The organism is Rahnella sp. CFA14(1/10), assembly GCF_004195095.1.
Taxonomy (GTDB): Bacteria; Pseudomonadota; Gammaproteobacteria; order Enterobacterales; family Enterobacteriaceae; genus Rahnella; species Rahnella perminowiae.
The window spans coordinates 231,564-245,936 of record NZ_SEWS01000010.1 but is presented as its reverse complement, the minus strand read 5'-3'; the positions used below and the strand labels follow the sequence as shown (position 1 = coordinate 245,936).

13 protein-coding genes are annotated in these 14,373 nt (G+C 51.9%); 9 read left to right on the top strand and 4 right to left on the bottom strand.

Going from position 1 to position 14,373, the window contains the following annotated elements; translation table 11 throughout:
- The first annotated feature begins 28 nt into the window (after positions 1 to 28).
- A complete protein-coding gene (locus EVX52_RS20365; protein ID WP_129992004.1) occupies positions 29 to 1,462 on the top strand; it encodes a 6-phospho-beta-glucosidase in 1,434 nt (477 codons plus the stop codon).
- Between the two features lie 40 nt (positions 1,463 to 1,502).
- Here the strand turns inward: EVX52_RS20365 and EVX52_RS20360 are convergent, their stop codons facing one another.
- The 3 genes from EVX52_RS20360 to rraB all read right to left on the bottom strand — a co-directional run bounded on the left by EVX52_RS20360 (position 1,503) and on the right by rraB (position 5,133).
- On the bottom strand, positions 1,503 to 3,062 hold the full coding sequence (locus EVX52_RS20360; protein WP_240783491.1) for a glycoside hydrolase 43 family protein: 1,560 nt from the start codon (positions 3,060 to 3,062) through the stop codon (positions 1,503 to 1,505).
- Positions 3,063 to 3,076: 14 nt separating this feature from the next.
- Positions 3,077 to 4,507, bottom strand: a complete 1,431-nt coding sequence (locus EVX52_RS20355; RefSeq protein ID WP_129954662.1) for a glycoside-pentoside-hexuronide (GPH):cation symporter — start codon at positions 4,505 to 4,507, stop codon at positions 3,077 to 3,079.
- A gap of 200 nt (positions 4,508 to 4,707) precedes the next feature.
- Positions 4,708 to 5,133, bottom strand: a complete 426-nt coding sequence (gene rraB / locus EVX52_RS20350; protein WP_129954663.1) for a ribonuclease E inhibitor RraB — start codon at positions 5,131 to 5,133, stop codon at positions 4,708 to 4,710.
- A gap of 168 nt (positions 5,134 to 5,301) precedes the next feature.
- Here rraB and argF point away from each other — a divergent pair, with 168 nt between their 5' ends.
- Positions 5,302 to 6,309, top strand: a complete 1,008-nt coding sequence (argF, locus tag EVX52_RS20345; protein WP_129954664.1) for an ornithine carbamoyltransferase — start codon at positions 5,302 to 5,304, stop codon at positions 6,307 to 6,309.
- Between the two features lie 158 nt (positions 6,310 to 6,467).
- Positions 6,468 to 8,270 carry a sugar phosphorylase gene (locus tag EVX52_RS20340; RefSeq protein WP_129954665.1) on the top strand — a complete coding sequence of 601 codons (1,803 nt, stop codon included), beginning with the start codon at positions 6,468 to 6,470 and terminating at the stop codon, positions 8,268 to 8,270.
- On the opposite strand, the gene EVX52_RS20335 is transcribed toward EVX52_RS20340, so the two are convergent.
- Complete coding sequence (locus EVX52_RS20335) at positions 8,251 to 8,721, bottom strand: YhcH/YjgK/YiaL family protein (protein WP_129954666.1); 471 nt, start codon at positions 8,719 to 8,721, stop codon at positions 8,251 to 8,253. The genes EVX52_RS20340 and EVX52_RS20335 overlap by 20 nt on opposite strands.
- A 380-nt stretch (positions 8,722 to 9,101) precedes the next feature.
- Between EVX52_RS20335 and pyrB the strand changes: the two genes are divergently transcribed.
- The 6 genes from pyrB to EVX52_RS20305 all read left to right on the top strand — a co-directional run bounded on the left by pyrB (position 9,102) and on the right by EVX52_RS20305 (position 14,352).
- On the top strand, positions 9,102 to 10,037 hold the full coding sequence (pyrB, locus tag EVX52_RS20330; RefSeq protein ID WP_129954667.1) for an aspartate carbamoyltransferase: 936 nt from the start codon (positions 9,102 to 9,104) through the stop codon (positions 10,035 to 10,037).
- A 19-nt stretch (positions 10,038 to 10,056) separates the two neighbouring features.
- Entirely contained in the window at positions 10,057 to 10,521 is a 465-nt protein-coding gene (pyrI, locus tag EVX52_RS20325; protein WP_013577172.1) for an aspartate carbamoyltransferase regulatory subunit, read from the top strand.
- Positions 10,522 to 10,576: 55 nt separating this feature from the next.
- A complete protein-coding gene (gene ridA, locus EVX52_RS20320) occupies positions 10,577 to 10,963 on the top strand; it encodes a 2-iminobutanoate/2-iminopropanoate deaminase (protein ID WP_056776488.1) in 387 nt (128 codons plus the stop codon).
- A 208-nt stretch (positions 10,964 to 11,171) separates the two neighbouring features.
- Positions 11,172 to 12,623 (top strand): circularly permuted type 2 ATP-grasp protein, encoded by a 1,452-nt coding sequence (locus EVX52_RS20315; protein ID WP_129992016.1) that lies wholly within the window; start codon positions 11,172 to 11,174, stop codon positions 12,621 to 12,623.
- Positions 12,617 to 13,558, top strand: a complete 942-nt coding sequence (locus EVX52_RS20310) for an alpha-E domain-containing protein (RefSeq protein ID WP_129954668.1) — start codon at positions 12,617 to 12,619, stop codon at positions 13,556 to 13,558. The genes EVX52_RS20315 and EVX52_RS20310 overlap by 7 nt, the downstream gene beginning before the upstream one ends.
- On the top strand, positions 13,558 to 14,352 hold the full coding sequence (locus EVX52_RS20305; RefSeq protein ID WP_129954669.1) for a transglutaminase family protein: 795 nt from the start codon (positions 13,558 to 13,560) through the stop codon (positions 14,350 to 14,352). The genes EVX52_RS20310 and EVX52_RS20305 overlap by 1 nt, the downstream gene beginning before the upstream one ends.
- The last annotated feature ends 21 nt before the right edge of the window (positions 14,353 to 14,373 follow it).

Sequence of the window (14,373 nt, the reverse complement as noted above, 5' to 3'; positions counted from 1 at the left end):
GCCCTCACCAGGTATCGAGGAGAATCAAATGAGCCATCAGTTACAAAAGGATTTCTTATGGGGCGGCGCGGTTGCGGCGCATCAGGTTGAAGGCGGCTGGAACAAAGGCGGTAAAGGCATCAGTATCTGCGATGTGCTTTCCGGCGGCGCACACGGCGTTGACCGCGTGATGACCGACGGCGTGCTTGAAGGTTACAGCTATCCAAACCATGAAGCCGTCGATTTCTACTCGCATTACAAAGAAGACATCGCTTTATTCGCTGAAATGGGTTTCAAATGCTTCCGCACTTCGATTGCCTGGACGCGTATATTTCCGAACGGTGACGAATTACAGCCAAACGAAGCCGGACTGCAATTCTATGATGATATGTTCGATGAGTTGCTCAAATACAATATCGAGCCGGTCATCACCCTTTCCCACTTCGAAATGCCGTGGCATCTGGTGAAAGAATACGGCGGATGGAAAAACCGTCAGGTGGTGGATTTCTTTGTACGCTTCAGCCAGGTGGTGATGGAACGCTACAAAGGCAAAGTGAAATACTGGATGACCTTCAACGAGATCAATAACCAGCGTAACTGGAAATATCCGCTGTTCGGTTATTGCTGCTCCGGTGTGGTATTCACCGAACAGGAAAATCCGGAAGAAACAATGTATCAGGTGCTGCATCATCAGTTTGTGGCCAGCGCCAAAGTGGTCAAACTCGGCCATGACATCAACCCGGATTTCCAGATTGGCTGTATGATCGCCATGGTGCCGCTGTATCCGTTTTCCTGCCACCCGGACGATGTGATGTATGCCGTCGAAGCGATGCACGAACGCTTCCTGTTCAGCGACGTTCATATGCGCGGTTATTACCCGGCCTATACGCTGAAAGAATGGGAACGACGCGGCTTTAACATCAACATGGAAGACGGCGATTTACAGGCGCTGCGCGACGGCTGCGCAGATTATATCGGCCTGAGCTATTACATGAGTAACGCCATATCGGCACACAATCCCAGTGATGATAACGGCTTGTCCGGTTTTGCGGGCAGCGTACCGAATCCGCACGTGAAAGCTTCTGACTGGGGCTGGCAGATTGATCCGGTGGGTCTGCGCTACACACTGAATATCTTGTACGAACGTTATCAGAAGCCGCTGTTTATTGTCGAAAATGGCTTTGGCGCTATCGACAAAGCGGGGGAGGACGGCATCATTCATGATGATTACCGCATCGCCTACCTGAAAGCCCATATTGAGCAGATGAAAAAAGCCGTACTGGAAGATGGTGTGGATCTGATGGGCTACACGCCGTGGGGCTGCATCGACTGCGTGTCGTTTACCACGGGCCAGTACAGCAAACGTTACGGCTTTATTCACGTCGATAAGAACGATGACGGCACCGGCACCATGGCGCGCTCTAAAAAAGAGAGCTTCGGCTGGTATCAGAAAGTGATTGAGAGTAACGGAGAGGTGCTTTAAATCGCAGACAGCCAGCTCCTGACGGAGCTGGCTTTTATGACTAGTGACGTTTTACCTCGAAATACGAGAACTCGCTGTATCCTGCATCTGAGTCCAGTCCGGACGCGGCAGAGTAAATACCGATTTTTGCCCCTACCCATTTCCCCGCTGAAATTGCTAGTTGTGGCTCAACGGTTTTCCACTCTTCGGTTTCGATCTGTCTGAAAGAGAAATGACAGACACCACGTTGCAATATCTCCGCTCTGATGAACACCGCTTCGTTGCGGATGAGCGTCGACAGCACGGTTCTTTTCTGACTCAGAACACCTTTATCGCTCATCCAGCCGAAATCAAACACCAGCGCCCATCCGCCTTCCTGCCGGCACACCGAAACCGCTCCATATCTCTCGCCATAGACAATCAAGCCGCTCTGTTCCCCGTCGTGGTTAAAATGCGGAGTCAGACGCGTAGTTACCGTAAATTGAGGTGCGGATAATTTCTGCAAAAGGAGTTGGGGTGTGTCGTACAAAGACCGCGCACCAAAAGGCCGGCAGACCAGTTTCAGCCCCTCCGGTGACGGAATAATCCAGTCACGTTGCGGATTCGCCTGCCACTGCCATTGCAGGCCAAAACGGCCGTCAGCAAAGCGGTCAGTTGTTTGCGGTTTGCAGGATTTACCCTCTTTGCCTGTCATGGGTTTTGGGTAAACCGACACGGGTTGCCCGGGCCCTGCGTCATCAACCTTCTCACCGATTTCCGGCCAGTCATCATGCTTCCAGCGCATGGGCTGTAAGTGCACTATCCGGCCATTATGTGCAGCATCCTGAAAATGCATAAACCAGCATTCCCCGTTTTTCAGCTCGACCCATCCGCCCTGATGCGGGCCATTCACTTTCGAGGTGCCCTGATGCAACACATCCCGGGACTCAAACGGGCCGTTAATCTGTCGCGAACGTAATACAGTTTGCCAGCCACTTTCGACGCCCCCGGCAGGAGCGAAGATGTAATACCAGCCATTACGCCAATACATTTTTGGCCCTTCAATGGTCGGATGGGAAACCGCGCCATCAAAAATGATGCTTCCCTCATCAAGAAGAGATGTCGCATCGGGCGCCATTTCACAAAGCTGTAGCTGATGTTTAATCCCGGAACGGCTGTAAGCAAACGCATGAACCAGCCATGCGCGCCCGTCGTCATCCCAGAACGGGCAAGGATCGATCCAGCCCTTCACCGCTTTAATACAATGCGGCTCGCTCCAGTCTTTGGCCGGGTCTGCGGTGTAAGACATAAAAATGCCTTCATCAGGCATGCTGTAAAACACCCAGAACAGCCCGTTGTGATAACGAATACTCGGTGCCCAGATCCCTTTGCCGGGCTGCATATTGTCGTAGGCGGGATAGTTAATCCGCTGCACAACATGGTTAATAATTTTCCAGTTCACCAGATCTGTTGAGTGAAGAACAGGCAGGCCCGGAATATGGTTAAAACTTGAAGCCACCATGTAAATATTGTCGCCCACACAGACAATATCCGGGTCTGAATAATCCGCATACAAGACAGGGTTCTGATAATGCCCGTCACCCAAATCGGGTTGCCAGCCTGAATTTAATACATCATCCATTGAGGTTATCTCCATTATTTCGCCACCAGACCCGCCGGGATCAGGTCAGGTTTATTTTCCTGCCTGTCGGCGATCTCAGTGCTGCGTTTTGCCAGATCATTCTGGATTTTGTTCATGGTGGCATCGTCGAGTTTGTAGAAACGGGCAAGGAAATAAAGAATGAGATAGGACACCGACGGCCCCACGGTCAGGAGACCAATAATACCCGTGGTCGCCAGAGCGGTTTGTGTTTCTGCTCCCGCATGATAACCAAACCAGCCAAGTGAGAACCCGACGAAAGCGCCCGCAAAGGCCATTCCCAGTTTTAACGCGAACAGATTGCCGGAGAAAGAAAGGCCCGTAATACGACGTCCTGTTTTCCATTCTCCATAATCCGCCGCATTGGCCATCATGTTCCATTTAAACGGCTGATACATCTGGTGTAAAAAACCGATAATGAAATAAAGCGGAAAAATTACTGGCAGGAGTTTCGGCGGTACAAAAAACATCACGACGCCCGCCAGAACCAACAGCAAATTGATATTTTTAAACATCGTCAGTGTACTAAAACGCCGGGCAAAATATCCCGCTGCTATTGCCCCAAATATCGTGCCGACCACGCTGGTCGTGATAAACGTACTTTTCATCGCCGTGCCACTGATCAGACTCTGTCCCTTATCCAGCATCAGATACGTCGCGTAATACAACGTTGCGGAACTGCGCATCACCCCGGCCATACTGGAGAAAAAGGTAATGATGGCGACAATACGCCACTGATCATTGGACAGCAGCTTTTTCAAATCACTGAGAACCGACACCTCACGGGTATCCTCCGCCGTGATCCGTTCTTTAGTGAAACAAAAACAAAACACCAGCATACAAATAGCAATTGCGCCCATTACCGCCATCGTCGCCTGATATCCTGCCTGCAGATTTTCTTTACCGAAATAATCCACCAGCCACAGGGTGCCGACAGAAACCAGTAAACCGGCCAGAGAGGAGATGGTAAAACGATAAGATTGTGCAGAGAGCCGGTCTTTATCATCCGTCGTAATTACGCCTCCCAGGGCGCAGTAAGGAATATTGATAAAGGTGTAACACAGCATCAGCAATGAGTAAGTGATGTAGGCGTAAAGCAGTTTGCCTGAATGACCGAAATCAGGCGTTGTGAAGGTCATTACGGCCAGCACTGCATAAGGAATGGCAAACCATATCAGCCACGGGCGAAAATGCCCCCAGCGGGTTTTTACACGGTCAGCGATAATGCCGGTAAGCGGATCACTCACGGCATCCAGAATGCGCGTAACCAGAAACATCACCCCGACAGCGGCGGCGGAGAGCCCGTAAATATCAGTATAAAAGTAGGTCAGAAACATCGTGACCGAGGAATAAACGATCCCGCAAGCGGCGTCACCCATACCAAAACCGAGTTTTTCTATAACAGACAATTTCTTTACGGCTGCCATAATCTGACTCCAAACCATGAGGTAGAATATCTTTCAGAATTGGTATGTTAACTTTTGGCAGCTGTGTTGAATTTAACCATATTTTGCTTATGGTTTATGAAATTTACCAAACGAGAGGCGTCTCACAAAGAGAAGGGGGTTATGCAGAAATAAAAAAAGCTGCTTAATTCAGCAGCCTTTTGTTTCAAATTCAGAAAAAATCAATGACGCTTTCCGTCATCATCTTCGTCGACAAAATCTTCATCTTCGCCGTCTTCACCTTCTTCGTCGTCATCGCCTTCGAAGTAAGTGCCCCAGCCGTCATAACTGACGCCGTTGGCTTCGGCCAGATTCATCAGTTGCTCAACCTGGGTGTCGATCAGCTCCGCTTTCAGCGCGATTTCGCTGATTACATCACAGCACATCACGACTGAACCGTCTTCCACTTCCAGCTCTTCAGCATCAGTAACTTCATAACCCAGTTTGAAAGCTTCAACGGCCGCTTTCTCCAGAACGTCAAATTTCTCTGAAGATAAGTGGTGTTCGATAGTGTAAAGCGCGTCAGGATCACTGCCATCATCCAGCAGTTCTTCGATGATTAAGCGAGTCTCTTCACGTTGTTCTTCCAGCAATTCACGGTTTGCCATATCTCTGTCCTCAATCAATGTGACGTTTGTACGCTATTTTCACACACCGCAGGGCGCGTCTCCACTATAAACGACAAAGTTTTTACTGCGGGGTTGTATTTGCATATTCATACAGTTAAATTGAATTTAAATTCAATCCGAAATGCTTACGCGCTATGGAGCGACATCATGAGTTTGTTGAGTAAACGTCATTTTCTCAGGTTACTGGATTTTACCCCGTCAGAGATTTCGTCACTGCTGAAACTCTCCGCAGAATTAAAGGCCGCTAAGAAGAACGGCACCGAAAAAGCCAGTCTGCAAGGCAAAAACATCGCGCTCATCTTCGAAAAAGACTCAACCCGCACCCGGTGCTCTTTCGAAGTTGCCGCATACGATCAGGGCGCAAAAGTCACCTATCTCGGCCCAAGTGGCAGCCAGATCGGCCATAAAGAATCGATGAAAGATACCGCCCGCGTCCTCGGGCGCATGTACGACGGTATTCAGTATCGCGGTTACGGGCAGGATAAAGTGGAAATTCTGGCCCACTATGCCGGTGTACCGGTATGGAATGGCCTGACCAACGAATTTCACCCGACACAACTGCTGGCTGATCTGCTGACCATGCAGGAACATCTGCCGGGCCAGCCGCTGAAAGGCATGCGTCTGGCCTATCTGGGAGATACCCGTAACAACATGGGCAATTCCCTGCTGGAGGCTGCGGCGTTATGCGGACTGGATTTGCGCCTTGTTGCGCCTTCGGCCTGCTGGCCGGAAGCCGAACTGGTCGCCACCTGTGAACATCTGGCGAAAGAAAACGGCGGCAGCATCACCCTGACCGAAGATATCGCAACCGGCGTGAAAGATGCTGATTTCCTTTACACCGACGTCTGGGTTTCCATGGGGGAGCCGAAAGAAGTGTGGAAAGAACGCATTAATCTGCTGCGTCCTTATCAGGTGAACAGCGCGATGCTGGCGCTGACCGGCAATCCGCAGGTGAAATTCCTGCACTGCCTGCCGGCATTTCATGACGACCAGACCACACTTGGCAAACAAATGGCAGAAGAGTATGGCCTGCACGGGGGGATGGAAGTCACCGATGACGTCTTTGAATCCCGCCACAGCGTAGTGTTTGATCAGGCGGAAAATCGTCTGCACACGATCAAAGCGGTAATGGTTGCCACGCTCGCTAACCACTGATTTTTCCCGGCGTGCAGCAAGGCTAACTTTCCTGCACGCCGTAATCTTTACATCATTTTGCACTTTATCCCGCCCGTTCCCGTCAGAAGACCGCATTTTCAACTAACCTTTTTAAAGCGTTTCATCAAAAAAACAAAAATGCAGAAGAAGGAACCGATATGAGCTCAGTGAATCTTGAGTATGTTCTGCGGCTGGAAAGCCTGCTAAGCAGGATTTACCCCCGGGAACACATCGCCGACCTGCTGAAAAAAATCCTGCATCTCGCCGACAAATGGAATTACGGCAAACACCGCACCACCGGCTGGGTGGATGGCACCAACGTTTATCTGATTACTTATGGCGATAATATCCGTCACGGCGAGCAACCACCGCTGGCGACGCTCAATCACTTCGCCAACACCTATCTGCGCGACATCATCAGTGATATCCATATACTGCCGATGTATCCCTACAGTTCGGACGATGGATTCAGCGTCATTGACTACCGGCGGATCGATGAACATCTCGGCGGCTGGTCAGATATTCATCACCTTTCGGCCAATTTCAACCTGATGTTTGACTGCGTGATCAATCATATTTCACGCTCAAGCGAGTGGATGAAAGGCTATCTGCATGACGATCCGTATTACAAAGATTACTTTATTGCCGCTAATCCTGAGCTGGATTACAGCCGCGTCGTACGCCCGCGCGCTTCACCGCTGCTCTCACCATTTATCAAAACCGACGGCACCGAGTTATATCTGTGGACGACGTTCAGTGAAGATCAGGTGGATATTAATTTCAAAAATCCTCAGGTTTTACTGGAAAGTATTGATGTGCTGTTGCAGTACGCCGCCAGCGGCGGGCAGTCGATCCGCCTTGATGCGATTGGCTATATCTGGAAGGAAGCCGGGACGCGCTGCATTCATATGCCTCAGGCGCACAATATTATTAAAGTCTGGCGCACCATTCTCGATGAAGTGATCCCCGGCACGCGGATCATTACGGAAACCAACGTCCCGCATCACGAAAATATCAGTTATTTCGGCGAAGGTGACGAGGCACATATGGTGTATCAGTTCCCGCTGCCGCCGCTGACCTTGTACGCTTTTCTGCGTCAGGACACCACCACACTGACCCAGTGGGCGAAGAGCCTGAATGCAGAAGCGCGTTACCCGGACACCACCTATTTCAACTTCCTTGCCAGCCACGACGGCATCGGTTTACGCCCGACCGAAACCTTCCTGACCGATGACGAACGTAAATACATGGCGCAGGAGACACTGCGTAAGGAAGGCCGCGTATCCTATAAAGACAACGGTGACGGCACGCATTCCCCTTACGAACTGAACATTAATTACCTGAGCGCGCTGACCGAGCCGGAAGACAGTACCGAAATGAAAGCCCGCAAGTTTCTGGCAGCCCAGGCGCTGTTGCTGTCGTTTATCGGCGTCCCGGCGATTTATATTCACAGCCTGCTGGGCAGTGAGAACGATCTCGACGGCATGCACCAGTCCGGGATCAACCGCCGTATCAACCGTAAAAAGTTGGATCTGACGACCCTTGAAGCTGAACTGGAAAAAAAAGACGGCTTGCGTGCCCGCATTTTTTACGGGTTACAGACACTCATCAGGCACCGCCGCGAACATCCGGCGTTTTCACCACAGGCTGGCCAGCGCGTGTTTGATCTGGGCAAATCCCTGTTTGCGATGGAACGCTATGATCCAAAAACTGAAGACCGGATCAGCTGCATATTCAATATCAGCGATCATTCTCAGATGTTGAAGCTGGCAGTCGAGGGGAAGGATCTGATTGGCGGAGAAGTGTTTAACGGCCAGATGCGTCTCCGGCCGTGGCAGGTGGTGTGGATCAAACACAAACTCAAAGCGCCGGAACGCCTCGGCAGGCTGCGTCGCTGGCGGATGAAGCTGATCAAGCGCACAAAGCGCTACACAATAGGCATTAAGCGGACAATGCGCTGACGTTCATTTTCACCACGGCTTTACGTACGTTGGCCGGTTCGCCGACGGCGCACAGGGGTTTATGCACTTCGCCCGGATAAAACACCACGAAGTCACCGGTCTGCATGATCATGGTTTTTTCCTGCTCGCCGGCAGCCAGGAACGCAATGTCTTTATCTTCCAGCCAGTCGGTATCGACATACCCTGCCGGTAAATTGCTGAATGTCATGCCTTCTGTGCCGTTCAGCACAATCTGAATATCCAGATTACGCGCGTGGAATTCAGCACGGCGTTCAGCCTGCGGTGCCGTCGAATCATTGGAAATCAGCACAAAGACGTCGTCGCCACGGATATCGTGTTTGCCCAGCGGCGTCTGTGGTGTGATGTGTTGTTTAACGTATTCAATGGCCTCGCGCAGTTCAGCGGGCAGATAAGGGACAAGATGCAGTTGGTTAATATTGCCGGTTATCATGGTATTCCCTTCGCTAATGTGAAAATGAAATAGTGTTTCAATGCCTGCACATGATAATGCACGCAAAGGCTACACCCTTTGATCCAGTTAACAGTTTTTGTCTCCGTTTTCCGTCATACCAATCGATTGCCTGCAAGGTATTTTTCCGCTTGATGTCGTCAATGACCCGCGTATAATGCGCGACAATTTGTCGGGAGAACCCATGAAAAATCGCCATGTTTTGTGCTCAGATCATCGACCAAACACTGTGCCGTCAGGCAGCCCGCTGCCGTTGTTCTCCCGTGGTATTACCGTTTTACTGAAAGCCCCTCATTGAGGGGCTTTTTTTTGTCCGGAATTTGAGCGCCACACTTTTATACGTAAAGCACAGGAGAATGACTATGGCTAATCCGCTGTATCAGAAAGACATCATTTCTATCAACGATCTCAGCCGCGAAGAGCTGGAACTGGTACTCGATACCGCTGCCAGCCTGAAAGCCAACCCGCAGCCTGAATTGCTGAAACACAAAGTGATCGCCAGTTGTTTCTTCGAAGCCTCAACCCGTACGCGCCTGTCATTTGAAACCTCAATGCATCGTCTGGGAGCCTCAGTGGTCGGTTTCTCCGACAGCAGCAACACATCGCTCGGTAAAAAAGGTGAAACACTGGCCGATACCATTTCGGTTATCAGTACGTATGTCGATGCGATTGTGATGCGTCATCCGCAGGAAGGCGCGGCACGTCTGGCAACCGAATTCTCCGGCGGTATTCCGGTACTCAACGCCGGTGACGGTGCGAACCAGCATCCGACACAAACCCTGCTGGATTTGTTCACCATTCAGGAAACGCAGGGGCGTCTCGATAACATCAAAATCGCCATGGTCGGTGACCTGAAATATGGCCGCACGGTGCATTCACTGGCGCAGGCGCTGGCAAAATTTAACGGCAACCGATTCTACTTTATCGCACCGGATGCGCTGGCGATGCCGGGGTATATCCTGACGTTACTGGAAGAGAAAGGCATCGAATACAGCCTGCACAGCAGCATTGATGAAGTGGTCTCTGAAATCGACATTCTGTACATGACCCGCGTGCAAAAAGAGCGTCTTGATCCGTCGGAATACGCCAACGTGAAAGCGCAGTTTGTCCTGCGGGCGGCTGACCTGACGGATGCTCAGCCGCACCTGAAAGTGCTTCACCCGCTGCCGCGCATCGACGAAATCACGCCGGATGTCGATAAAACGCCGTATGCCTGGTATTTCCAGCAGGCCGGTAACGGAATTTTTGCGCGTCAGGCTTTGCTGGCGCTGGTTCTGAACGCAGACACTGCACAGTAAACTTGAGGAGAAAACGATTATGACACACGACAATAAACTTCAGGTTGAAGCGATCAAATGCGGTACGGTCATCGACCATATTCCGGCGCAGGTCGGATTTAAGCTCCTGTCTCTGTTCAAGTTTACCCAAACGGAGCAGCGTGTCACCGTTGGCCTGAATCTGCCTTCCGGTGAGCTGGGCCGTAAAGACATCATTAAAATCGAAAACACCTTCCTGACCGATGAACAGGTCAATCAGCTGGCGGTGTATGCACCGCGTGCGACGGTGAACCGCATCGATAATTACGACGTAGTGAAAAAGCTGATGCCAACGCTGCCGGACCGTATCGTTGGTGTTCTGCGCTGCCCGAACGGCAATTGTATCAGCCGTTTTGAACCGGTGGATTCCAGCTTTGCGGTGAAACAACGTGCAGACGGCGTGCACCTGAAATGCAAATACTGCGAGAAAGAGTTTGAGCATCAGGTGGTGCTCAATAACGACTGAGCCTTTATACTGGGGGATAACTTCTCGTTCCCCTTAACTCAAATCAGGAGACATTATGTCCCGCGAAATCAGCACTGAAAACGCCCCGGCCGCTATCGGTCCTTATGTTCAGGGTGTGGATCTGGGCAGCATGATCATCACTTCCGGTCAGATCCCTGTGGATCCTAAAACCGGTGCAGTCGCTGACGACATTGCTGCACAGGCGCGTCAGTCACTGGAAAACGTTCAGGCGATCGTGGAAGCCGCTGGCCTGAAAGTGTCAGATATCGTGAAAACGACCGTTTTCGTAAAAGATCTGAACGATTTTGCCACCGTTAACGCCACTTACGAAGCCTTCTTCACTGAGCATAATGCGCCATTCCCGGCCCGTTCTTGCGTAGAAGTGGCCCGTCTGCCAAAAGATGTGAAAATCGAAATCGAAGCCATCGCCGTCCGCCGTTAAACCGCGTCAGTGATGCACCAGACCAGCCTGCGGGCTGGTTTTTTTTGCCCTATTTTCAGGCAAACAAACTTCACCTCGCCCTATAATTAAGCAGACCGGCCTCATTTCCCCCATTTTTCAGCCCGTTTTGCACGCTGGCACACTTTATGCCTGATCTTCATTGTTATTGAACGATTCAATTGCAGCCTGTCCAGTTTGTGAGGTGATGATGATCAAGATTGACCTTTCCGATTCACCCTTTTTTGATGAGATGTTAATGGCTGAAGGCAAACACCGCAGCCATTATCAGGCCTACTGGCAATGGTTGCAGCAAGCCGATCAACAGGCAGTCCAGCGCAAAAAAGAGGAAGCCGCGCTGTTGTTTCACCGGGTGGGGATTACCTTTAATGTTTATGGCGAAGATGATGGCGCGGAACGGCTGATCCCGTTCGACAGCGTGCCGCGCATTATTCCGGCCAGTGAATGGCAAATGCTCGATCGCGGGATCCGTCAGCGGGTTCAGGCGCTGAATGCCTTTTTGCATGATATTTATCATGACCAGAAGATCCTCAAAGCGGGGATCGTGCCCGCTGAACAGGTACTGGCCAACGATCAGTATCAGCCGTGCATGCAGGGTATTGATCTTCACCGGGACACTTACGCGCACATTGCCGGCACCGACATGGTACGTGGAGGCGATGGCGAATACTACGTGCTGGAAGACAACCTGCGTACGCCGTCCGGCGTGTCTTACATGATGGAAAACCGCAAAATGATGATGCGGCTATATCCTGAATTGTTTGCCGAGCAGCGTATCGCACCGGTTTCCCGCTACCCTTCCCATTTACTGCAAACCCTGCGCGAAAGCACGACCGTCAACGATCCGACCGTCGTGGTGCTCACGCCGGGGCGTTTTAACAGTGCGTATTTTGAGCACAGTTTCCTTGCCCAGCAAATGGGCGTTGAGCTGGTGGAAAGCGTCGATCTGTTCGTGAAAGACGGCGCGGTGTTTATGCGTACCACCGCCGGACCGTGCAAAATTGACGTGATTTACCGGCGTATCGATGACGCATTCCTTGATCCGCTGGCGTTCCGCGCCGACTCGATGCTCGGCGTACCGGGTTTGCTTTCCGTGTATCGCTCTGGCGGCGTGGTGCTGGCCAATGCGATCGGCACCGGCGTGGCGGACGACAAATCGATCTACCCGTATGTGCCGGATATGATCCGCTACTATCTGGCCGAAGATCCGATCCTCAATAATGTGCCGACCTGGCAATGCCGCAAGGAAAGCGATCTGTCTTTCGTGCTGGCGAATCTGGAAAAAATGGTGGTGAAGGAGGTTCATGGTGCAGGCGGTTACGGCATGCTGATTGGCCCGACGGCCAGTAAAGCGGAAATTGAACGCTTCCGCGAATTACTGCGCACCCGCCCGGAAAACTACATCGCACAGGAAACGCTGGCGCTTTCCACCTGCCCGACTTTCGTGGGGGACGGGCTGGCTCCGCGTCATATCGACCTGCGGCCTTTTGCCCTGAGCGGTGCGGAAATCCGGCTGGTACCGGGTGGATTAACCCGCGTGGCGCTGGCTGAAGGCTCGCTGGTCGTGAACTCATCTCAGGGCGGCGGCACCAAAGACACCTGGGTACTGGAAGAGAATCCGACGGAGGATGACGCATGCTAAGCAGAACAGCCAGCGAACTGTACTGGATGGCGCGTTATCTGGAACGCGCCGAGAATATTGCACGCCTGCTGGACGTGACCAATAAGCTGTCGCTGATGTCGATTCGTGACGTCAACGCACGCGATGAAAACAATGATTTGCTGGTGCCGCTGACCATGACCGGCACACGGACATTATTCAACGAACATTATCCGCAAGAATCCATGGGCAATCTGCTCAACTTCTTCGCGCTGGACAGTTCCAACCACAGCAGCATTTTCAGTTGTCTGCAAATGGCCTGGAACAATGCGCATGCGGTGCGCGGCAGCCTCTCTTCTGAAGTCTGGGAAAGCATTAATGCCACCTGGATCGAGATGAAACTGATCCGCCGTCAGGGCGTGGGTTCTGCCGGTGCGGACGCTTTCTTCGACTGGGTTAAAGAGCGCTCACACCTGTTCCGCGGTGCCATGTTCGGTACATTACTGCGCAGTGATGCCCTGAACTTTATCCGTCTCGGCACCATGCTTGAGCGTGCAGACAGTACCGCCCGTTTGCTGGATGCCAAAAATCAGTTGCTGAATGCTGATGAAGATCCGGTGCGCGAATATTACCGGATGGATACCCTGCTGCGTGCGGTCAGCGCCCGCGAGGCATTCCACACACTTTACAAGCAGCAACTCAGCCAGAAACATATTGCAGAGCTGCTGATACTGCGCCGCGAATTACCGCGATCCTTACTTTCCTGTGTCGAAATCATGGCTGAACAGCTTGAAGAAATCGGGGGTAGCGCAGGCAATCTGCCACGCCGCCGTGTCCATACCCTGCACGCTCAGCTTCGTTTCACTGAAATGGACGAGATCGTTGAAATGGGTCTCAGCCCGTGGTTAATGCAGTTTCTGGATCAGACCAATGCCATCGCTGAGAGCATTCATCAAACCTATCTGGAGGCTCAATAATGAAACTGAATGTCACGCATCAGACGCATTACAGCTATGCACAACAAGTTAAACACAGCACGCAATATCTGCGCCTCACGCCGCAGGATTCCAGCCATCAGAAGATTTTGTCATGGGATCTGACTTTGCCGGAATACGCCACCCGCACGCTGGATGCCTACGGCAACGTGTTGCATGTCCTGACGCTCGATCAGCCTCATCAGGCGATCACCATTGAAGCCAACGGTGTGGTCGAGATAGAAGACAATACCGAGGACGACCATTGCGGACATCTCTCGCCACTGGTGTTTTTGCGCACCAGCCCGCTGACGCTGGCGGATGGCGCGATCCGCGATTTCGCCAGCCGTTATTACCGGCCACAGGCGCAGCACGAAAGTCTGTGCAACCTGATGGGCGAGTTGTTGCTGAAAATGCCTTACAACCCCGGCAGCACCACGGTAAAAGACAGCGCCTCACAAGCCTTTTCCGCACAAACGGGCGTATGTCAGGATCACACGCACGTTTTCCTCGCCTGTTGCCGCAGCCTGGGCATTCCGGCGCGCTACGTCAGCGGCTATCTTTACTCGGAAGATTCAACGCATGTGGCGATGCACGCCTGGGCGGAAGCCTGGCTGGATGACCGCTGGCAGAGCTTTGATGTCACCAACAACACCTGCAAACCGAATCAGCATTTGAAACTGGCTATCGGCATAGATTATCTTGATGCATGCCCGGTCCGCGGTATCCGGTTGGGCGGAGGAAGCGAAGATATGCGTACTGTCGCGGCCGTTGCTATGCTTGACGTTCCGCAATGACCCTGAATCCCTGAGGAAACA